22 protein-coding genes are annotated in these 20,239 nt (G+C 66.9%); 17 read left to right on the forward strand and 5 right to left on the reverse strand.

Going from position 1 to position 20,239, the window contains the following annotated elements; translation table 11 throughout:
- Positions 1-15 precede the first annotated feature (15 nt).
- Genes GD628_RS13805 through GD628_RS13820 form a run of 4 tightly spaced genes read left to right on the forward strand, consistent with a single transcriptional unit; the run spans position 16 to position 2,346 of the window.
- A complete protein-coding gene (locus GD628_RS13805) occupies positions 16-723 on the forward strand; it encodes a histidine phosphatase family protein (RefSeq protein WP_152275105.1) in 708 nt (235 codons plus the stop codon).
- A 9-nt stretch (positions 724-732) separates the two neighbouring features.
- Positions 733-1,287: a DUF3090 family protein gene (locus tag GD628_RS13810; protein WP_152275106.1), complete on the forward strand. Its 555-nt coding sequence runs from the start codon at positions 733-735 to the stop codon at positions 1,285-1,287.
- The gene (locus GD628_RS13815; protein WP_152275107.1) at positions 1,287-2,054 is read left to right on the forward strand and encodes an SCO1664 family protein; all 768 of its coding nucleotides are present in this window, start codon (positions 1,287-1,289) and stop codon (positions 2,052-2,054) included. Before GD628_RS13810 ends, GD628_RS13815 begins: the two co-directional genes overlap by 1 nt.
- A 49-nt stretch (positions 2,055-2,103) precedes the next feature.
- Positions 2,104-2,346 (forward strand): hypothetical protein, encoded by a 243-nt coding sequence (locus tag GD628_RS13820; RefSeq protein WP_152275108.1) that lies wholly within the window; start codon positions 2,104-2,106, stop codon positions 2,344-2,346.
- A 195-nt stretch (positions 2,347-2,541) separates the two neighbouring features.
- Here GD628_RS13820 and GD628_RS13825 read toward each other — a convergent pair whose 3' ends face one another.
- The 3 genes from GD628_RS13825 to GD628_RS13835 all read right to left on the reverse strand — a co-directional run bounded on the left by GD628_RS13825 (position 2,542) and on the right by GD628_RS13835 (position 4,885).
- Entirely contained in the window at positions 2,542-3,000 is a 459-nt protein-coding gene (locus GD628_RS13825; protein ID WP_152275109.1) for an SRPBCC family protein, read from the reverse strand.
- Positions 3,001-3,015: 15 nt separating this feature from the next.
- Complete coding sequence (locus GD628_RS13830) at positions 3,016-3,225, reverse strand: DUF4177 domain-containing protein (protein WP_091608522.1); 210 nt, start codon at positions 3,223-3,225, stop codon at positions 3,016-3,018.
- A 130-nt stretch (positions 3,226-3,355) separates the two neighbouring features.
- Positions 3,356-4,885 (reverse strand): AAA-type ATPase lid domain-containing protein, encoded by a 1,530-nt coding sequence (locus tag GD628_RS13835; RefSeq protein WP_152275110.1) that lies wholly within the window; start codon positions 4,883-4,885, stop codon positions 3,356-3,358.
- Between the two features lie 165 nt (positions 4,886-5,050).
- Here GD628_RS13835 and GD628_RS13840 point away from each other — a divergent pair, with 165 nt between their 5' ends.
- The 4 genes from GD628_RS13840 to GD628_RS13855 are packed head-to-tail and all read left to right on the forward strand — an operon-like array spanning position 5,051 to position 8,764.
- Entirely contained in the window at positions 5,051-6,094 is a 1,044-nt protein-coding gene (locus tag GD628_RS13840; RefSeq protein ID WP_091608527.1) for an amidohydrolase family protein, read from the forward strand.
- Positions 6,094-6,906 (forward strand): iron-sulfur cluster assembly protein, encoded by an 813-nt coding sequence (locus GD628_RS13845; RefSeq protein WP_152275111.1) that lies wholly within the window; start codon positions 6,094-6,096, stop codon positions 6,904-6,906. Before GD628_RS13840 ends, GD628_RS13845 begins: the two co-directional genes overlap by 1 nt.
- 5 nt (positions 6,907-6,911) lie before the next feature.
- Positions 6,912-7,937, forward strand: a complete 1,026-nt coding sequence (locus GD628_RS13850; RefSeq protein ID WP_152275164.1) for an NAD(P)-dependent alcohol dehydrogenase — start codon at positions 6,912-6,914, stop codon at positions 7,935-7,937.
- Positions 7,938-7,975: 38 nt separating this feature from the next.
- Positions 7,976-8,764: an acetoin reductase gene (locus GD628_RS13855; protein ID WP_091608534.1), complete on the forward strand. Its 789-nt coding sequence runs from the start codon at positions 7,976-7,978 to the stop codon at positions 8,762-8,764.
- Positions 8,765-8,852: 88 nt separating this feature from the next.
- Here the strand turns inward: GD628_RS13855 and GD628_RS13860 are convergent, their stop codons facing one another.
- Both GD628_RS13860 and GD628_RS13865 read right to left on the reverse strand, forming a co-directional pair.
- Positions 8,853-9,959, reverse strand: a complete 1,107-nt coding sequence (locus tag GD628_RS13860) for a sensor histidine kinase (RefSeq protein ID WP_152275112.1) — start codon at positions 9,957-9,959, stop codon at positions 8,853-8,855.
- Positions 9,952-10,644: a response regulator transcription factor gene (locus GD628_RS13865; RefSeq protein ID WP_152275113.1), complete on the reverse strand. Its 693-nt coding sequence runs from the start codon at positions 10,642-10,644 to the stop codon at positions 9,952-9,954. Before GD628_RS13865 ends, GD628_RS13860 begins: the two co-directional genes overlap by 8 nt.
- Before the next feature lie 88 nt (positions 10,645-10,732).
- Here GD628_RS13865 and GD628_RS13870 point away from each other — a divergent pair, with 88 nt between their 5' ends.
- The 9 genes from GD628_RS13870 (at position 10,733) to GD628_RS13910 (ending at position 20,237) form a co-directional block, all read left to right on the forward strand.
- The gene (locus GD628_RS13870) at positions 10,733-11,377 is read left to right on the forward strand and encodes a M15 family metallopeptidase (RefSeq protein ID WP_152275114.1); all 645 of its coding nucleotides are present in this window, start codon (positions 10,733-10,735) and stop codon (positions 11,375-11,377) included.
- Positions 11,378-11,563: 186 nt separating this feature from the next.
- Positions 11,564-12,502 carry a transporter substrate-binding domain-containing protein gene (locus GD628_RS13875; RefSeq protein ID WP_152275115.1) on the forward strand — a complete coding sequence of 313 codons (939 nt, stop codon included), beginning with the start codon at positions 11,564-11,566 and terminating at the stop codon, positions 12,500-12,502.
- Positions 12,499-13,455, forward strand: a complete 957-nt coding sequence (locus GD628_RS13880; protein WP_226802558.1) for an amino acid ABC transporter permease — start codon at positions 12,499-12,501, stop codon at positions 13,453-13,455. Before GD628_RS13875 ends, GD628_RS13880 begins: the two co-directional genes overlap by 4 nt.
- Positions 13,455-14,282, forward strand: a complete 828-nt coding sequence (locus GD628_RS13885) for an amino acid ABC transporter ATP-binding protein (protein ID WP_152275116.1) — start codon at positions 13,455-13,457, stop codon at positions 14,280-14,282. Before GD628_RS13880 ends, GD628_RS13885 begins: the two co-directional genes overlap by 1 nt.
- Complete coding sequence (locus tag GD628_RS13890) at positions 14,279-15,424, forward strand: CapA family protein (protein ID WP_226802559.1); 1,146 nt, start codon at positions 14,279-14,281, stop codon at positions 15,422-15,424. The genes GD628_RS13885 and GD628_RS13890 overlap by 4 nt, the downstream gene beginning before the upstream one ends.
- Entirely contained in the window at positions 15,414-16,655 is a 1,242-nt protein-coding gene (locus GD628_RS13895) for a CaiB/BaiF CoA transferase family protein (RefSeq protein ID WP_226802560.1), read from the forward strand. The genes GD628_RS13890 and GD628_RS13895 overlap by 11 nt, the downstream gene beginning before the upstream one ends.
- Positions 16,652-17,710, forward strand: a complete 1,059-nt coding sequence (locus GD628_RS13900; RefSeq protein ID WP_152275117.1) for a 2-hydroxyacyl-CoA dehydratase family protein — start codon at positions 16,652-16,654, stop codon at positions 17,708-17,710. The genes GD628_RS13895 and GD628_RS13900 overlap by 4 nt, the downstream gene beginning before the upstream one ends.
- Positions 17,707-18,945 carry a 2-hydroxyacyl-CoA dehydratase family protein gene (locus GD628_RS13905; RefSeq protein ID WP_152275118.1) on the forward strand — a complete coding sequence of 413 codons (1,239 nt, stop codon included), beginning with the start codon at positions 17,707-17,709 and terminating at the stop codon, positions 18,943-18,945. The genes GD628_RS13900 and GD628_RS13905 overlap by 4 nt, the downstream gene beginning before the upstream one ends.
- Before the next feature lie 47 nt (positions 18,946-18,992).
- The gene (locus GD628_RS13910; protein ID WP_152275119.1) at positions 18,993-20,237 is read left to right on the forward strand and encodes an MFS transporter; all 1,245 of its coding nucleotides are present in this window, start codon (positions 18,993-18,995) and stop codon (positions 20,235-20,237) included.
- Positions 20,238-20,239: the final 2 nt, after the last annotated feature.

Consider the following 20,239-nt stretch of genomic DNA (forward strand, 5'->3'; position numbering starts at 1 on the left):
ACTAGGCTGGGGGGCATGGCGACAGTAATCCTCGTGCGGCACGGCCGCACCACAGCGAATGCCTCCGGTTTGCTGGCCGGCCGCACCCCCGGTGTCAGCCTCGACGAGACCGGCCGGGCGCAGGCGGCAGCGGCGGGCGAGCGGCTCGCCGTCGTTCCCCTGGTGGGCGTGGTCTCCAGTCCGCTGGAGCGCTGCCGGGAAACCGCCCAGTTCATCCTGGACCGCCAAAAGGGCACTCCGCACGCGCCGGTCGACGCCGGCCTCACCGAATGCGACTACGGCCAGTGGCAGGGCCAAACCCTCGCCGACCTCGCCAAGGAAGACCTGTGGAAGGTGGTGCAGTCGCAGCCGTCAGCGGTCACATTTCCGGGCGGTGAGTCCATGGCCGCAATGCAGGCCCGCTCGGTTGCTGCCATCCGGCGCCACGACGCCGCCTTCGAAGCCGAGCACGGTCCGGGAGCAGTGTGGGCGGCGGTGAGCCACGGGGACATCATCAAGTCTGTCCTCGCGGACGCGCTTGGGATGCACCTGGACATGTTCCAGCGCATCGACGTCGGGCCGGCGTCCATTTCGATCGTGCGCTACGGCACCGGACGTCCCACCGTGCATGCGTCCAACACCGACGCAGGGGACCTTTCCTGGCTCGCCGCCGTCCAGGCCCACGGCGATGCTCCGGTGGGTGGTGGCGCGGGACACGCGGCACCACCGGCGCAAGAAGCCTAGAGTAGACCTATGCCTACTACCGTTCACGATTTCGACTGGCCTGACCGCGTAGTCGTCGGCACCGTCGGCGTCCCGGGGCAGCGCACGTTCTACCTCCAGGTGCGGACTGGAAAACAGATCCTCAGCATCGCCATGGAAAAACTGCAGGCGGCCCAGCTGGCGGAGAAGATCGACGAGATCCTCGACCAGCTCATGACCGTTGACGGCAACCCCTTCCACGTTCCCGCGAACACTCCGCTCGAACTGGTGGACAATGACGATCTCGACGCCGTGGAGGAACAGTTCCGCGCCGGCGTCATGAGCTTGGGCTGGGACCCGACCACCTCACAGGTGGTCATCGAGGCGTACCCGATCGAGGAAGTTGATGAGGACGAGGACGGGCTGCTCGAAGACCCGGACGACGCCGATGCTTCCGAGGTGCTGCGCGTGCGGATGCCGGTGGGCACCGCCCGCGCCTTCGCCAAGCGCACCCGGGAAGTGGTGGGTGCCGGACGCCCCATCTGCGTGATCTGCGGCGAGCCGATCGACGCAGACGGACACACCTGCGCCCTGCCCGAAAACTAATGCCGGAGCCGGACCTGCTCACTGATGAGCTGACGCTCACCGGGCGGATTACGACGGCGTCCAACGCCACGTTCCTGGGCAGCATCGGCGACGCGGCCGTTGTGTATAAACCCATTGGGGGCGAGAAACCGCTGTGGGACTTCCCCGACGGGTGCCTGGCGTACCGCGAAGCCGCGGCCTACCTGGTCTCCGAAGCGCTGGGCTGGAACATCGTCCCGCGCACCTGGCTGCGGAACGGCCCCCTCGGCGAAGGCATGGTCCAGCTCTGGCAGGAAACCGACCCGGAGCAGGACGCGGTGGACCTGGTGCCCCTGGATGCCGTCCCGGCGTCCGGGTTCAAGCTCGTGCTGGAGGGCGAGGACCAGGCCGGGCAGATCGTCGCCCTCGTTCATGAAGACACCGCTGCGCTGCGTCGGATGGCGGTGTTCGACGTCGTCGTCAACAATGCCGACCGCAAAGGCAACCACGTCCTGGCCATGCACGGCGGGCACCGGTACGGCGTGGACCACGGAGTCACCCTCCATACCGAGCACAAGCTGCGGACCGTGCTTTGGGGCTGGACCGGCGAGAAGCTGACCGAGGAAGAACTCGCCGGCATCGACCGGGTTCTCACCGCCCTCGATGGTGAGCTCGGCGGGAAGCTGGCGGAACTGCTGACTCCTGAGGAGATTGAGGCGCTTTCCGCGCGCTGCTCCCGGCTGCGAACGACGGCGGTGTTCCCCGGCCCGAGCGGCGGGATGCCTGCGGTTCCCTGGCCGCTGTTCTAAGCCCCGTCTCTCTGTTCCATCGCCGCATATTCGGGTTTAATCCACCCGCATGGATCCTAAAAATCATCCCACGGTGCGGCGAGGAACCAGCTGGTGGCGGCGCCAGTCCTGGACACTGGCGATTCTCCTCACTGGCTTTGGGATGCTGCTGTTGCGGGACCCCACCGGGTGGCACATCGCCGGCGCCGTCGCATGCACGGCCGGGGCCGGTCTCTCCATCTACCTTGGAGAGATCTTCGTGAAAAAGCTCCGGCATGAGTACCGGTACAAGGTTGAGGAGCCGCTCCCCTGAATGATGACGCGTGAAGACCGAAGAGGGGCCGAATCAATCGACCGGCCAGCAGATCTGGGTCCGGGCGTGGTCGGGGCTTTGCTCGGTTCGACGCCAGGACCGCCATGATGTCCACGCTAGCCACACGTTCCTCGGTGGGATACGCCCGGCGCTGCCGATCGGCGTCGGGCGTTCCCATCTGCTGAGTGGCCCTAGCTAGTGTTCCGGCACCGGGTGAGCGGCCAGGAACCTGTTCCGGGTTTCGATAAGGTTCCGGAGGTAGCGGGCCAGCACCAGTTTCTCAGCCAGCCGGCCGAGCGGGCCGAACGGTGCCTCGAATTCGATGCGGTCCACCATGACGGTTCCCACCGCATCCTCGGTGAACTCGTGACGGTGCCGGAAGCGCCGGAACGGTCCTCTAACCTGCTCGTCGACGAAGAAGTCAGGGACTTCCATTGCGGTGATGCGGCTCGTCATCCTGAGCGGGACGCCAAAGTGCCAGGCCCGCCAGGTGACGTCCTCGCCCAGGGATATGAGACCCGTCCTCACACCTGCAACCGCCTGTTCGCGGGAGCGCGCCATCGAGTCTTTGTGGGCGTCGATGCTCCGCGCACGGTCGAACAACTCACCCTTGGGCAGAGTGGTCCGGGTGATGCACTCGAAGGAAACGGTCATTTCCCGGAGTCCGGGTTAGCCCAGGCTCTCGAAGATCATGGTCGCCTGGATCCGGTCCCCGCCACCGAATCCCTTGCTGCCGCTGCTTGCTGTGGTCACGGTGTGCAGCCGGTACCCCTTCGCGGCCTGGTCGTTAATGGCCTGCTCCAGGGACGTCAGGTTCCCGGACCCGGTTCCCATGAACTTTTCCTTCAGAATGACCTGCAGAACTACGTAGTGCGGCATGACAGAGGTCCCCTTTATTCGTCTCTTAGAGCGCAATGGTACGGGACGGACATTTACCTGCACGCTGTTCCATTGACGCGTCCCGGCATCTCATGCTGCTCAGCCACGCCAGGCGCTGACTTCAGCGGATTCACGGCGTCGCTGCCTGATTCCGCGGATCAATCCCAAGCTTTGCGAGACGCCGGTAGATGGTGGCACGGCTGATGCCCAGCTCTGAGGCGGCATCGGCAACAGAGGTGCCCGGCCGTGCCAGGACCCTGCAGATCTCGTCACGTTCGAACGTTTCCATCCTGCTCAGTTTCCTGCCGGACCCTCCCAGCAGTTCCGGCGGCAGATGCCGGATGTCGATGGTTTCCGTCACCAGAGCGGCAGCGTGGACTACCTGGATCAGTTCATCCACGTTGCCCGGCCAGTCATGGCCGGTGAGCGCGCGTTCAGCTGCCGGGGTGAAGTCCAGCTCCCGCAGCCTCGTCTGGCGGGCCGCGAACCGCGCCAGCGGCATCACGTCCACGCTCCGGTCCCGGAGTGCCGGAACGGGCACAACGTGGGCGGCAAGGTGCGTAAGGTCCGGCGGGATGTTCCCCAGGTCCACGGCGGTGAATGCCCAAAGCAGTGAAGGCGCTGCGCCTGAGGCAGACTGATGGTCCGGCTTCCGGGACCGCAGGATGTTGCGCACCTGTCCGGCGAGCTCACCCGCCGCCCACTCAGGGAGGAAGTCCGCGTTCTCCAGAATGATGGCGGTGTCCGGTTTCGAAAGCTCCGGTGTCCAAAGCGCCAGCCAGTCCTCGACCAGGTCAGGTGCAGGCACGGAAGCGCACAGGATACGGCTGGTCGGCCGGGCTTGGCGGAGCGCTTGTCCAAGCAGTGTGGCCCGGCCGCTTCCCGGCTCGCCCACGGCGGAGACAACGTTCCCTGCTGCGAGGGCGGACGTGGCCTCCTCGAGTGCGCTGAGCCAGGCGACGGACATCGCGCGCATTGTCCCTGAGGCGGGTTCCAGCCGGGGACGCTGCACACGGAACACCCCGCCCTGCTGCCGTAGCGGTTGCCCACCGTGGTGAGACCTGCTGGACATCAGATTGGAAGTGTTCGCTGCGGCTGACTGGGCCAAGGCCACCAGCAATCCGGGTGAGGCCTTAGACCACGTGGTGATGTTGACGCTGCCTTCGAGAGCGCCGGTGACAGGGTCCAGTACCGGCGCCGCCGCGCAGGTGTAGGTCCGCAGGCTGGCGCTGTAGTGCTCGTCGGCACGGACCAAGGTGGGAACGCGGTCGGCCAGGGCCAGTCCCAGACCGTTTGTTCCGGCCTCCCGTTCGGAGAACGCAAAGCCGGGAGCCAGGTACACGCGGTCTAGGGCCCTCAGGAGGGAAGGATCGCCGCTGAACCGGTTGAGGACGAGTCCGTCCGCGTCCGTCAGCATGAGGCTTAGGGGCTCATCTGCCAGGGACTGGTGGAGCCCGGCCAGTACTTCCTGTCCGCACTGGTAGAACAGGGAGTCGTCCGGTATGTCACCGGCCCAGGCCGGATCCACGCTCTCGGCCGAGACACCGTATTCCTGGCTTCGTTTCCAAGACGCCAGCAACCGCCGCGCGCCGGAGGAGTCCTGCCTGCCCCCGCCTCCACCCGGGGGTGGAACAAGAGTGTTGCTGTGGTCCGGCCTCATTGCCGCCCTCCTTGAACATCGTCTCTCGAGACTAACCCGTAGGACTGACCCGTGGGAGGCAGCGCCGTCTCAAATTGAGACTCCCGTCACATCCCGGCGGGGCAAAAAGCCCGTACGGTCATCCGCATCGCGACTATGGCAGACGCGAGGAGACGGAGATCTGACATGTATTCAAAAGACGGCGAAAACTATTTCATCGTTGACGCTCATATCGCCCTCTGGGACGCGCGGCCGGAGAACCAGCTGAATATCCACGGAAAGCAGTTCATTGACTGCTTCTACGACTATCACCGCAACCTCTCCCCCGCCGAAGAACTGTGGCCGTATGAGGATTACCTGTACCAGGGCAGCGAGCGCCTGATGAAGGACCTCTTCCAGGACGGCTACGTAGACCACGCCATTTTCCAGCCGGCCTATCTGGGCGAGTTCTACCGGAACGGGTTCGGGCAAACCCAGGAGGCTTACAGCCTCGCTGCCGCCAATCCCGAACGCCTCACCTACAACCACTGCTTTGATCCGCGCAACGGCGAGGCCGGGCTGGACCAGCTGCGGGCGGACCATGAGCGCATGGGCTTTAAAGGCGTAAAGCTCTACACGGCCGAGTGGCACGGGGATTCCCGCGGCTACAAGCTGAACGATCCGTGGACCTACAGGTACTTCGAGGAGTGCCGGAAACTGGGCATCAAGAACGTCCATGTCCACAAGGGGCCAACCATCCGCCCGCTGGACCGGGACGCATTCGACGTCTCCGACGTGGACCACGCCGCTACGGACTTCACGGACCTGAACTTCGTCGTGGAGCACGTGGGACTGCCCCGGTTGGAAGACTTCTGCTGGATCGCCACACAGGAACCGAACGTCCACGGCGGACTCGCCGTTGCCATGCCGTTTATGCACACCCGCCCGAGGTACTTCGCGCAGATCATCGGCGAACTCATTTACTGGATTGGCGAGGACCGGATCCAGTTCTCCAGCGATTACGCGCTCTGGACACCGCGCTGGCTGATCGAGGCGTTCGTCGACTTCCAGATTCCAGAGGACATGACCGAATATGCGCCGCTGACCATCGAGCAGAAAAAGAAAATCCTGGGCCTTAATGCGGCGAAGATGTATGACATTCCGGTTCCCGAAGAGCTTCGGATTCCGGACGCACCGGAGACCGCAACCGGGCCCCGGCAGCCGGAGCGCGCAGATCTGGGGGCCGCGTGATGACGCAGGTGCAAACCAGGCCCGCGCCGCAGGCCGGTCTCCCGGGGAGGGACGACATCCGCCGGGCACTCGGTGCCGTTCAGGACCCGGAGCTGGACGAACCCATCACGGACCTGGGCTTCGTCCGGTCCATTGATGTGGCCCCCGCGGCCCGCGGCGCGGCGGTCAGCGTGCACCTGCGCCTGCCGACGTCGTTCTGCTCTCCCAATTTCGCCTACCTGATGGCGTCTGACAGCAAGGACGCCATAGCCGTCCTGCCCGGGGTGGACACGGTGACCGTGGAACTCGATGACCACCACGATTCGGACCTCATCAACGCCGGCCTGGCCGCCGACGCCGGCTACCGGGGCACCTTCGGTCATGAAGCGGAGGAGAGCCTGGAGGAGCTGCGCTGGACCTTCCGCCGCAAAGCCCACACAGCCGCGATGGAACGCTGCCTCACCGAACTGCTCCGGGCGGACCGCGGCCTGGCGGAGTCCGACGTCGGGCAGGTCCGGCTCGCGGACCTGCCGGCCGGGCGCACCAAGGATGCATTCCTGCGGCGGCGCGAAGCCCTTGGACTGCCACTGGATTCCGCGGCTGCGGTGCTGGTTGACCATCTGGGGAACTCCTACCCGGCGGATGCCGTCCCCATGGCGCTGCGCCGCGCTCGGTCCACCCGCATCTCCATTGACGGCAATGCCCATTTCTGCCGCGGCCTGCTGCGCACGCGCTACGAAGGGTCCGGCGCGGACCAGACCGCCCGCCCCGAAGGCGCCGAACCGGGCGAGAGCCACACCCTGCTTCCCATCACTGTTAAGGAGAACGCGTGAACACCATGCGAGCTGTCCAGGTTGTCGGCTACGGCCAGGGCCTGAAAATGGCCGAAGTCCCCCGGCCGGAAGTCACCGGCCCGTTCGACGTCCTCGTCCGGATTGGCGGAGCAGGCGTGTGCCGCACCGATTTGCACATACTCGAGGGCCAATGGGCAGAGAAATCCCAGGTTCAGCTGCCGTACACGATCGGCCATGAGAACGCCGGCTGGGTGGAGGCCGTCGGCAGCGCCGTGACCAATGTGGGCGAAGGGGACAAGGTGATCCTTCATCCACTCGTGACCTGCGGCCTCTGCCGCGCCTGCCGGTCCGGGGATGACGTGCACTGCGAGAACAACAAGTTCCCGGGAATCGACACCAACGGCGGCTATGCCGACTATCTGCTGACCACCGCCCGTTCGGTGGTGAAGATCGACGATTCGCTGGAACCGGCCGACGTCGCTGCCCTCGCCGACGCCGGCCTCACCGCCTACCACGCGGCGGCGAAGGCAGCCCGGCTGCTCACCCCTCGGGACACCTGCGTGGCCATCGGCGCCGGTGGTCTCGGGCACATCGGCATCCAGGTGCTGAAGGCCCTGACGCCCGCACGGATCGTCGTCGTCGACCGCAACCCGGCCGCCCTGGACCTGGCCACTAACATCGGCGCGGATGAAACCGTCACCGCGGACGGCACCCAGGTTCAGCAGGTCCTTGACCTCACCGGAGGCAACGGCGCCGAAGTGGTGATCGATTTCGTCGGCGAGGGCGGGGCGACGTCGGAGGGCATCGCGATGACCCGGCAGGGCGGGGACTATCTGGTGGTGGGCTACGGCGAGAACGTCAACGTCCCCACCATTGACCTCGTGTCTGCGGAGATCAACATCATCGGCAACCTGGTGGGCAGCTATAACGACCTGCAGGATCTCATGGCGCTCACCGCCCGCGGCGCCGTCACGCTGCACACCCAGAAGTACCCGCTGGATGACTTCCAGCAGGCCATCAGCGACCTCGAAGCCGGAAAAGTCCGCGGCCGCGCCATCCTCATCCCCTGACCAGTTCCGTGAATCGCACGCCACCAAAGGAGAACCACATGTCAGAAAATGAAACCCGCGTTGCCCTGATCACCGGAGCCGGCCGCGGAATCGGCCGGGCAATCGCTGAACGGCTCGCAGACGACGGCCTGGACATCATTGTCGCGGATATACCGGAGGCGCAGGCGAACATCGACGACGTCGTTGGTGCCGTCGAGTCCCGCGGACGCCGGGCCGTAGGGGTCACCGGAGACGTGTCCAATCCTGAAGACGTGACCCGGATGGTCGCGGAGGGCACCAACGCCCTGGGGAACCTCAGCGTCCTGATAGCCAATGCGGGGATCGCGCAGGTGGACGAGATCCTGGACGTGAAGCCTGAAGCCCTGGACCGCATGCTGGACGTGAACATCAAGGGTGTTTACTACTCCTACCAGGCAGCTGCCCGGCAGTTCATCTCTCAGGGCACGGGCGGGAAGATCATTGGAGCGGCGTCGATCGTGGCCTTCCGCCCCTTCCCGGTGCTTGCGTCCTACTCGGCTACCAAGTGGGCGGTGCGCGGCCTGACCCAAGCCGCGGCCATGGAGTTCGCCAAGTACAACATCACGGTCAATGCCTACGCCCCCGGTGTGGTGGGAACTGCCATGTGGGACCTCATCGATGAGCGGCTCACGGAGCGGGACGGCACCCCTCGCGGCAGCGCCCTCCAGGCACAGGTGGACAGCATACTCGCCGGCCGGGTCTCGGAGCCGGAGGACGTAGCCAAGCTGGTGTCCTTCCTCTCCGGACCCGATTCTGACCACATGACCGGACAGACGGTGCTGATCGACGGCGGAATCAACTTCTCCTAACGGTTCCCTCTGCTGACGGACGGCGGCGGTGCGCTTCCCAAAGGGCGTGCCGCCGCCGTCCGTTGTTCTGCCGGCACCAAGCACATTTCTAATCCGCTGCCCCACCTGGCAAAACCGCGGAAACTCGGAGGCCGCCGTCGGGCCGTGCCGTGACAGTCAGGGTTCCGCTGTGGGCCTGCACGATGCTCTTGACGATCGCCAGTCCCAGGCCGGCGCCTGCGTGGTCCGAGCGCACGCGGTCCGTGCCGCGCTGGAACGGCTCGGTGAGCGTGGAGACCAGTTCCGGAGCCAGTTTCTCGCCGGTGTTCTCCACGATGAATTCAACATTCCCCGGGGTAGATTCGGTCCTCGCCCAGACCAAACCGTTCTCGGGCAGGTTATGGATAACCGCGTTGTGCAGCAGGTTGGTGGTCAACTGCAGCAGCAGGGCACGGGAACCGACGGCGCCGGCCACCCTGCCGTAGGTGCGGACAGTAACGCCCCGCTTTTCCGCAAGCGGCAGCAGGGTTTCGGCGGCTTCATCCAGGAGCAGGGACAGGTCAACCGGCTCGCTGGTGAAGGACTTCTGCTCGGCACGGCTGAGCATCAGCAGGGCTTCGGTGAGGTCGATGGCGCGGACGTTGACGGTGTGGAGCCGGTCAAGGAGATCATCCACGTTCCGGTCCGGATCATTCCGGCCCACTTCCAGGAGGGTCTGCGAAATCGCCAGCGGGGTGCGCAGCTCGTGGGAGGCATTCGCGGCGAAGCGCCGCTGTTCGGCCACGTGGGCTTCCAGCCGTTCGAGCATCTCGTCGAAGCTGTCGGCCAGGTCGCGGAACTCGTCCCGCCGGCCCTTCAGCGAAACGCGGTGTGACAGGGTGCCGTCCATGGCTGTGTGGGTGGCGGCCTGGATCTGCCGGAGCGGGGTCAGCATCCGGCCGGCAAGCAGCCAGCCGCCCGCCAGGCCAAGGATCAGCAGGAAAACCAGGGCCCCGCCCGCCCGGGGCGCGAATGCATCCCAGAGATCGTCCCGGCCGGGAATGAAGAGGTTGTTCACGGAAGGATCCCCGCTCGGGATGATCGCCGCTCGCATCGGCACGTAACGCAGCAGGAAGTACCAGACGACCGCGAGGAGCAGCGCCCCGGACACCAGGACCAGACCGGCATAGCTGAGCGCGAGCTTCATCCGGACGCTCAGCCCCCACTTCCTACGCATGCCCGGCCGCCTCCGCGGCGTCCTGCGGTACGGCAATCCGGTAGCCGACGCCGGGAACGGTCTCGATGAGTCCCGGCTCGCCGAGGCGTTTGCGCAGCGCGGAAATCGTGATGCGCACGGCGTTGGTGAAGGGGTCGGCGTTCTCGTCCCACGCCTTGGCGAGCAGTTCCTCGGCGCTGACCACTCCCCCGTTCGCCGCCACCAGGATTTCCAGCACGGCGAACTGCTTCCGGGTCAGCGCCACGTAGTGGCCGTCGCGGAAGACTTCCCGGCGGAACGGGTCCAGCCGGAGTCCGGCGATCTCACTGACCGGAGGGCGGACCTGGGCCCGGCGGCGGTACAGGGCCCGGATCCGGAGCACCAGTTCGCGGAATTCGAAGGGTTTGGTGAGGTAGTCGTCGGCACCGAGTTCGAAGCCGGCGGCTTTGTCATCTATCCGGTCCGCAGCGGTGAGCATTAGGATCGGCAGGCCGCTGCCGGAGCGGACAATCCGGTGCGCGATCTCGTCCCCGTTGGGACCGGGAATATCCCGGTCCAGGATCGCCAGGTCATACGCGTTGATGCTGAGCAGCTCCAGGGCGGTGTTCCCGTCACCGGCAATGTCCGCGGCGATGGCCTCCAGGCGCAGCCCGTTCCGGACCGCTTCCGCCAGCAGGGGTTCGTCCTCGACAATCAGCACACGCATAGGCCCGATCCTACGAGACGCCATATATCGTCCGCGTATCAAAAACCTCATACGCCCCGGCAACATCCGCTCATCTTGAGTGGACACCATGGCTCTCACACTCGAACTCGCCACCCGGAAACGCCGCAGCCAGCGCATTCGGAATGCTGCTGTCCTCGCGCTGTTCGCGGCGCTCATCAGCGCGTACCTGCTCACCTTCGGCGCTCCCCAGGGGCTTACGGCACGCCTGGGTGCGCTGCCGCCCGGGCAGCACGTCACCCTCGGCCCGCCGGGCGCCCCGGCGGACGACGGCGACGTGGGAGACGGCGTCTCGGCGTTCGATGATGGGCACGCAGCAGTCACCAACCTGGACCCCGCACTTCTCGGTGCGCTCCGCACGGCAGCTGCGGACGCCTCGGCTGCCGGCGTCGGCATCATGGTGACCAGCGGATGGCGGTCGCCGGAGTACCAGCAGCGGCTGCTGCAGGACGCCGTCACCCAGTACGGCTCGGAGGCGGAGGCGGCACGGTGGGTCGCCACCGCCGAAACGTCCGCCCATGTGCGGGGGGACGCCGTCGACGTCGGGCCCTATGCCGCCATTGACTGGCTGACCATCAACGGTGCCGGGTACGGGCTCTGCCAGGTGTACGCCAACGAACCCTGGCATTTTGAATACCTGCCCGACGCCGCGGCCTCCGGCTGTCCCGCGATGTACCCGGATCCCACCTGGGACCCGCGGCTGAACCCGGCCTGACGGCCCGTGGCCTCTGGGCCGTGGGGCTGATGGGCTGGTGGCTTGCCGTGATGCGGGCAGGAACCAGGGGCAACCTCCCGCCGGTGCCGCCGTCACGGAACAAATTACTTCGTGATTAATATCAAGCAGCATGATATTCTCCTCGAAAGTTTGATCCGTGATGCAGCTCACACTCAGGAGATCGCCATGAAGCTCAACCGTTTCAGCACCGTCGCCGTTGCCGGCGCTGTCCTCCTCGCACTGACGTCATGTTCGGCGTCGGACAGCGAGGCGGAACCCGCGGGCGGCCAGGGAAGCCAGGCCGCGTCCGGCGGGGTCAACACCGAAGCGCCGGTGTATGACCAGCTGCCGGAGGCCATCAAGTCCGCCGGGGTCATCAACATTGCCGGTGACACCCATCCGCCGTACCGCACGCTTGAGCAGAATGGGGACATCACCGGCATTGACCCGGACATCCAGGCAGCTCTGTCCGAACAGCTGGGCGTCCCGTTCGCCATCCAGACGGCCTCCGGCCTGGACGCCATGCTCACCGGAATGCTCTCCGGCCGCTACGACGCGTTCAACGGTCCGGTCCGCACCACGGCTGAACGGGAAGCCGACTTCGACGCCGTCGTCTGGATGACCACCCGCACCTCCTACCTTTACCTCGCGGAGCGGAAGGATGATCTCGGTGCCCCCGAGGATCTCTGCGGCGCCCGCGTGGCCGGCGTCACCGGATCAGTCACCGAGTCCCAGCTGGAGCGCTACACCGAATGGTGCGCTGAAAAGGGCCTTGAGGCGCCGGAGTTCGTCGGCCTCAAGGACACCAACTCCACCATCCTCGCCGTGCAGTCGGACCGCGCGGACTATGCCGGCACCACGCAGACCGCGGCACTCGACATCCAGGCGCAGGACGAGGGCACCTTCGAGTTCCTGGTGCAGAGCGACGAGCAGGGCGCCGGCGTGGACCAGCTGGCCATGTTCCTGCCGAAGAGCAACGAACTCGCTCCCGCCATGCTCGCCGCCTTCGAGGGCATCTTCGAGAACGGCGAATATGACCGGATCATGTCCGAGTGGAAGCTGGATGACGTCACGGTGGAGAGCCCCACACTGAACCCCATGACAGCTGGTGAATCAGGCAAATGAGCATAACGGACACCCCCATGTCCTCCGGACCCGCAGTACGCGCCAACGCCGTGGACGTGGCCCAGGCCCGTCCACGGATCAGGCCGCTGCGGATTCTGGGCACCGCATTGCTGCTGCTGATAGCCGGCAGCATCCTCTACTTCCTCATCTCCAACAAGCGCTTCGAATGGCCCGTCGTCGCCGAGTACCTCTTCGCACCCAGCGTGCTCCTCGGCCTGATGACCAGCGTCCTGCTCATGGTGGTCACCATGGTGCTCGGCACCATCCTGGGAACCGTGCTCGCCGCCGGCCAGCTCAGCGACTACTGGCCCGTGCGCGTGGCATGCATGGCCTTTGTGGGCTTATTCCGGGGCGTCCCGCCGCTGGTCCAGCTGATCTTCTGGTTCAACCTGGCCTACCTGGTCCCCCGCATCGCCGTCGGCGTGCCGTTCGGCCCGGAGTTCTTCAGCTGGTCCACCAATGACCTCATCACCCCGCTGACCGCCGCCATCATCGGCCTCTCACTGCATGAGGCCGCCTACATGGCGGAGATCATCCGCGCGGGCATCCTCTCCGTGGACCAGGGACAGCACGACGCCGCGTCCGCCATGGGATTCAGCCGCTGGCACTCCTTCACCCGGATTGTGATGCCGCAGGCCATGCGCGTGATCATTCCGCCCACCGGCTCCCAGATCATCGCCACCCTGAAGGGCACATCGCTGGTGAGCGTGATCGCCATGGGAGACCTGCTGCACGCCGTCCAGGTCATCTACAACCGCACCTATGACGTGGTGCCCATGCTGATCGTGGCGGTGATCTGGTACCTCGTGGCCGTCACCATCCTGACCTTCTTCCAGCGCCGCGTCGAGGAATACTACGGGCGTGGTGCCACCCGCTCCGCGCCCAAGGCAACCACCAGTTCCAAGCCCGACGCCGGTACCACCGCCGCGGCCCGGACCCAGGAGAACCAATAATGAACACCGCACAGATCCCGGCCGGGGCCGCGGGCACCGCCACGGCAACCCGCCCCGTCCTGGAGGTAGTGGGCCTCCGCAAGCGCTTCGGGGACCACACCGCCCTGGACGGCATTGACCTGACCGTTAACGAGGGCGAGGTCGTCGCCATCCTCGGCCCCTCGGGCTCCGGCAAGTCGACCCTGGTCCGGTGCCTGGACCAGCTTGAAACCATCGACGGCGGCGCCATGTACCTGGACGGGGAACTACTCGGGTTCGAACAGGGAAAGGTCCTTCGCCCGCTGACCGACGCCGGCGTCCGGGCCCAGCGCCGACGGATGAGCATGGTGTTCCAGCAGTTCAACCTGTTCCCGCACTGGACCGTACTGCGCAACGTCACCGAGGCGCCCGTCGCCGTCCACGGCGTCGCCCCGGCCGAGGCCAAGGCGAAAGCCCTGGACCTGCTGGAGAAGGTCGGTCTCTCGGACAAGGCGTTCGCCTACCCGCGGCAGCTTTCCGGCGGCCAGCAGCAGCGCGTCGCCATCGCCCGTGCGGTCGCCGTCGAACCCCGTGTGCTGCTCTTCGACGAACCCACCAGCGCCCTGGACCCCGAACTGATCGACGAAGTACTGCAGACCATGCAGGCCCTCGCCGCCTCGGGACGCACCATGGTGGTGGTCACGCATGAAATGGAGTTCGCCCGCGAAGTCGCGGACCGCTGCGTGTTCATGGCGGACGGCAAGGTGGTCGAAGACCAGCCGGCCGAGGCGTTCTTCCGCAACCCGCAGACGAACCGGCTGCGCTCCTTCCTCGCCCGCTCGATGCGCCGGAACGACGAGCAGCAGTGACAGCTACCACCCTGATGGCCACCGGGGACCTGGTCCTGGAGCGCGACGACGCCACGTCCCTCTTCAGCGCCGCCGCCCCCGTGCTGGCCGAAGCGGACCTCGTCATCGGCCACCTCGAAGTCCCGCACACCACGTCCACCGCCACGGCCTCCTCGGACGTTCCCGCGCTGCCGGCTCCTCCGTCGGCCCTCGACGCCGTAGCGGCAGCCGGATTCGACGTCCTCACCCTGGCCGGAAACCACGTGTACGACTTCGGCGCGGAAGGAATCGAGGACACCCGGCGTCATTGCCGCGAGCGCGGCCTGGCCACCACCGGCGCGGGACGCAACCTCGAAGAGGCGTGGGAACCGGCGGTTGTTGAACACGGCGGCCGGCAGATCATCGTGCTCAGCGTCAACTGCGTGGGGCCCAAGGAGTCCTGGGCCGGCAGCTCGAAGGCGGGCTGCGCCTGGGTGGAGGTCGTCACGCACTACGAGCCGCGGGGCGCCAATCCCGGCGGCCCGCCGCGCATCTACACATTCGCCGAACCGCGGTCCCTGGCCGCTTTCACCGAACAGGTGGCGGGCCATGCCCGCCGGGGTGCCGCCGTCGTCGTCGCCCTGCATCAGGGGCTGGTGCACCAGCCGGTGGAGATCGCGCAGTACCAGTACCAGATTGCCCATGCGGCCATCGACGCCGGAGCTGTGGCGGTGCTCGCCCACCACGCCCACATCCTCAAGGGTGTGGAGGCCTACCGCGGCCGCCCGATCTTCCACGGACTCGGCAACTTCGCCACCGTGACGCGGGCACTGGGCGGCGCACCGGATGATTCGCCCGAGCGCCGGGCCTGGGCCCGCGCAAGGACCCGGCTGTTCGGCTTCCAGCCGGATCCGGCCATGCCCGAGTACCCGTTCCATCCGGAGAGCCGGAACACCCTCATCGCCGTTCTCACCCTCGGCCCGGACGGCAGCGTTGCGGCGGAGGTTCTTCCCTGCTGGATCGACGACGACGCCCGGCCGGTCCCGCTGACCCGCGCCAACGGCGGGGAACAGGTGGGCGACTACTTACAGCGCATTACCCGGGAAGCCGGCCTGGACACTGTCCTGGACTGGGCAGGAGACCGGCTGACCGTTCACTTGAAGGAGACACCTCATGAGCATTGAGACCAAGCCCCTGGCGGGCAAGACAGTCATCGACCTGACGACGGCGCTGGCAGGCCCTTATGCGACCCTGCTGCTGGCGGGGCTCGGTGCCCGGGTCATCAAGGTGGAGAACCCCACCCGCGGCGGGGACTCCTCGCGCAACAACTCCCCCTATGTCACGTCCCAGGGACTCAACGTCCGGCGCACGTCGGAGGATGACATGTCCGTCTCCATGATGCTCCGCGGCCGCGGCAAGGAATCCGTGACGTTGAACCTGAAGCACCCGGAGAGCAAGCAGGTGCTGTTCGACCTCATTGCCGAAGCGGACATCGTCGTGGAGAACTACAGCGCCGGCGTCACCAAACGCCTCGGCATCGACTACGCGAGTGTGAAATACCTCAACGACAAACTCGTCTACACCTCCATCAGCGGTTTCGGCGCCGGCACGGAGAACGGGGACCGGAAGGCCATGGACACCATCGTCCAGGCGCTCAGCGGCGTCATGATGACGGCCGGTGAGCCCGGCCAGCCGCCGGTCCGCTTCGGCCTGCCGATTGGCGACCTGTCGGCTCCGCTCTTCGCAGTCATCGGCACGCTCAGTGCCCTGCTCCAGGCCGAACACACCGGCCAGGGACAGCACGTGGACGTGTCCATGCTCGGGGCACTGACCTCCATGGTGGCCTGCGAACCCTTTGACGCCCTTGAATCCGTGGGCTTCCCGCTGCGCACCGGCGCCTACGTTCCCCGCCTCGCCCCGTTCGGCACGTTCCGCGCGGCCGACGGGTATTTTGCCATCTGCGCCCCCACGGACCAGTTCGCGGCGGGCGTCCTTCGCGCCATCGAGCGTCCCGACCTGCTGGACTCCGAGGACTTCGGTACCCGTGACGCCCGCGTCTTCAACGCCGACCGCCTGCACGGGCTGATCGCCGGGTGGGCCGCCGAGAAGCCCTTGGATGAGGTGCTGGAAGCCCTCACTTCCCACGGTGCCCCCGCGGCACCGGTCCGGACCACGGCCGAAGCAGTGCGGGATCCGCTGGTGCTGTCCCGCGGCGAAGTGGTGCCGCTGTCCCACCCCAAGTTCGGGCACTTTGACGGTCTCTTCGGATCGGGGCTGCCCATGGTCCTCTCCGGCAGCCGCACCACGCTGGACGCGCCGGCCCCGTACCTGGGCGAGCACACGGACGTGGTCCTGAAGGCCCTGGGCTATGACTCCGACCGGATCGAGAACCTGCGCACCGCGGGTGTGTTGTGACTGATCCCGCACCTCAGATCGGGATCATCGGAGCCGATGCGCCCCGGCAGATTCTCCTGGCCGCGGGCGCGACGCCGGTACGGCTGTTCGGTGCCTGGACCGGGGTGGTCTCGCAGGAAGCGGCTGAGCTCCTGGGAGCGGCCGACGCCGTTGCCGCCCGGGTGCTCGACGGCGTTCTGTCCGGCATGCATAACGATCTGGCCGGGCTGGTGGTCTGCAATGACTCCGCTGCGAATCTGCGGGTGTACTACGTGCTGCGGCTGTTGGCCGAACGCGGGTGCATCCCGTACCCGGTCCAGTTGCTGGATACGCCCCGCGGCGGCGGCCCGCACCGGAACCTCTTCGTCGCGCGGCAGTATGAGCGGCTGGCTGGATTCGCTTCAGCGTGCACAGGGCAGGCGCTCGATGCTGAGACCTTGGCTGCCGCTGCCGCCCGGGAGAACTCGCTGGGTAAGGCCCTCGGGTGCGTGCGGGAGCGGCGGGTCTCGGGTTCTCTTTCCGGAAGCTCCGCCCTGCGGTGTTACGCGGCCGCGGCGAAGCTGGCGCCTGAGGAGGCGCTGGCCGCCATCGACGTGATCCAGCAGGATGACGTCCCGGGAACTCTCCTGCCGGTGTTTATGACCGGCAGCTCGCACCCGGACACCACTGTCTATGAGGCGCTCGAGCAGTCCGGCATCGGGATCGTGGGAGAAGACCACGACGCCGGGGACGCCGCCTGGATTGGGCAGACCGTGGACGCCGCTTCGTCCGGCGAAGCTTTCCGCGCCCTGGCCGAGCTGCACGCCCAGCGTCCGCCGTCGGCGTCGCGGTCCCTGACCTCCGAACGCACCGAACATCTGCTCACCGAAGTCCGCCGGACCGGCGCCGCCGGGGTGGTGGCCCTGGTCCGGGACCTCGACGACGGCCCGGTCTGGGACCTGCCCGCCCAGCGCGAGGCGCTGGCTGCCCGCGGAACCTGGCTCGCCGGCGTCGTCCGCGTTCCCGCCGACGGCGCCGCAGCTGCCGCCGCCGAATTGATTGCCAGCGTCCAGTTGTCCGGGGAGATTGCCTCATGACCGACCATCGACTCCGTTCAGCCGTCGCGGCTACCCGCTACCAGAAGGAATGGTTCCAGTCGGTGCGCGAGCGGGCCGCGGCGGGCGAACCCATTGCGCTGTTGAACGCCGATGCCCCGCACGAGGTCTTCCGTGCCCTGGACATCCCGTACGTGGTGACGCAGTGGTGGTCTTCCATCATTGCGGCCAAGCGCGCCGGACCTGCTTCGATGGAGCGGCTGGCGGCCCGCGGGCTGCCGGACTTCAGCCAGCAGTACGACGCGATGCCGCTGGGCGAGCAGCTGCTCGACGCCGAGGACCGCCCGTGGGGCGGTTTGCCGGCTCCGCGGTTCGCTGTCGCCGAGCGCAGCGGTGACGTCACTGCCAAGATTTTCGAGCAGTGGGGCAGGCTTCCGGGCACGGAAACGTTCCTCCTCTCCCGCACGGGCGCGGACCCGCTGCCGGACCGCTGGTGGGAGCTGGTGCCGCACGACTGGGAGACGGCTTTCGGCTCGGACCGGCTGGACCTGCTGCAGGGTGAAATCGAGGACCTGATTGGCTGGCTGGAGGAGCGAACCGGACGGACGCTGGACCGGGGCCGGCTGGCGGAGATCATGGATCTGGGCAACCAGCAGGCCGAATGGAACCGGAAGACACGGGACCTCATCGCTTCGGCGCCGTTCGCCCCCGTCCTGGTGAATGACACGATGCCCGCCGTTATGGCACCGCAGTGGCAGCGCGGCACACCGTGGGCGGTGGACGCCGCCCGGTCCCTGTATGAGGAGACCGCCGAGCGGGTGGCCGACGGCGTTGCGGTGTGCCCGGGCGAGAAGCGGCGGCTGATGTGGGTGGGCCGCGGGCTGTGGTCCGACCTGGGCCTGTACACCCGGTTCCAGGAGGAGTTCGGCGCCGTGTTCGTCTGGTCGATGTACCTGGCGATCGCCGCCGACGGGTACCTGCGCTACGGCGATGACCCGGTCCGGGCGCTGGCCGCGCGCTTCGTCGGGATCACGGACCAGCTCTATGTGCCGCCGTGGTCCGCCCAGTGGTACGTGAAGGAGGCGCTGAGCCATCGGGTGGACGGAGTGGTGCATCTAGTGGCGGACGATACCCCTGGCTGTGGCTTCATTACCGAGGCCCTGGAAGCTGAGGGGATTCCGGTGCTGGAAATCCGGGCCAACAACGCCGACCAGCGGTCCAGCGACGCCGCCCGCATCCCTGAGCGGATGGCCGAGTTTATCCGCGACCGTGTCTGATTCCGTCTGCCGGTTCCGCGGCCTCTGCTGCTCGCGCCGGGCCCGCCGTGGGTAGGGCCGCGGGGCCGGCAGGCCCGTTCCGGACTCCGAACTTCTCCTGGTACTTCACCGGGCAGGTTCTCTCCAATACGGGTGTCTGGTTCCAGAACCTCGCCCTGCAGCTGGTGGTCCTGGGGGCAACCGGCAGTGCCCAGGCCCTGAGCGGCATCACTATCGCCCAGTTCCTGCCGATCTTCCTGCTGGGAATACCCGCGGGGCGGCTGCTGGACCGGGTGGCACCGCGCACTGTTCTGCTGGTGACGTCGCTGGCGTCCGCGGTGGTCACCGCCAGCCTGGTCTTTGTGGTGACCCGGGATCCGGATCTATGGCTGCTCTATGCCATGGTGGGGGTGCTGGGTTCGGTCCAGGCCTTTGAGCGGGTGGCGGCGCAGACCATCATCTTCGAGCTTGTGGGTCCGGACGGTCTGTCCCGGGCTGCGTCCATCAGCACGATTTCGCTGGCCGCTGCCCGGTCTGTGGGTCCGGCACTGGCCGGGCTCGCTTTCCAGGGGCTCGGACCGAGCGCGTGCATCCTGATCAATGCTGCCGCCTACCTGCTGGTGTTTGCGTCGCGGCTGCGGATCCGTCCGGCGGAGCTGCACCGGCGGTCGTCCCAGGTCCGGAAGCGGGAGGGGGATGGCATCAAGGCCCCGGGCGGGCCCGGAGCTAAGGCCCTGGACGGCTCGGCGTCGGGCGCCTTCCGGCGAAGCCGGGACGTGAACACCCTGCTGATCGTGAACGTGGTGATTGCCCTTCTGGCCATGAACTTCGGGCTGGTTCTCACCTCTACCGTGAATCTCTCCTACGGCGGTGATGCCGGCGCGGTGGGAGCTGTCCACACCCTTAACGCCGTGGGCGCGATCCTCGGAGGCATCCTGGCTGCCCGGAGGCCTCGAGTGTCGGTGCGGTCCATGATTGCGGCAACAAGTGTTTTCGGTGCTGCGCTGGCGCTGAATGCTGCGGCTCCCACGCTCCTGCTGTTTCTGACGGCTGCTCCGGTGCTGGGCATTGCGGTGGGCTATTACCAGGGGATCGTGAACGCTGCTGCCCAAGAATCGGTGCGGCCGCAGTTCATTGGGCGCATGATGTCGCTGATGACTATGGGGAGTTACGGCATGGTGCCGTTTGGGGCGCTGCTGATGGGCTGGGTGATCGATGCCAGCTCCGGCCGGGTGGCCCTGGCCGTTTCCGCGGCAAGCGCGTTCGTCTGTCTGCTGGTGGTGCTGGTCCGGACTCGGCCCGCGTCGAGATAGGA

This window comes from Arthrobacter koreensis, from assembly GCF_009193255.1.
Taxonomy (GTDB): domain Bacteria; phylum Actinomycetota; class Actinomycetes; order Actinomycetales; family Micrococcaceae; genus Arthrobacter_B; species Arthrobacter_B koreensis.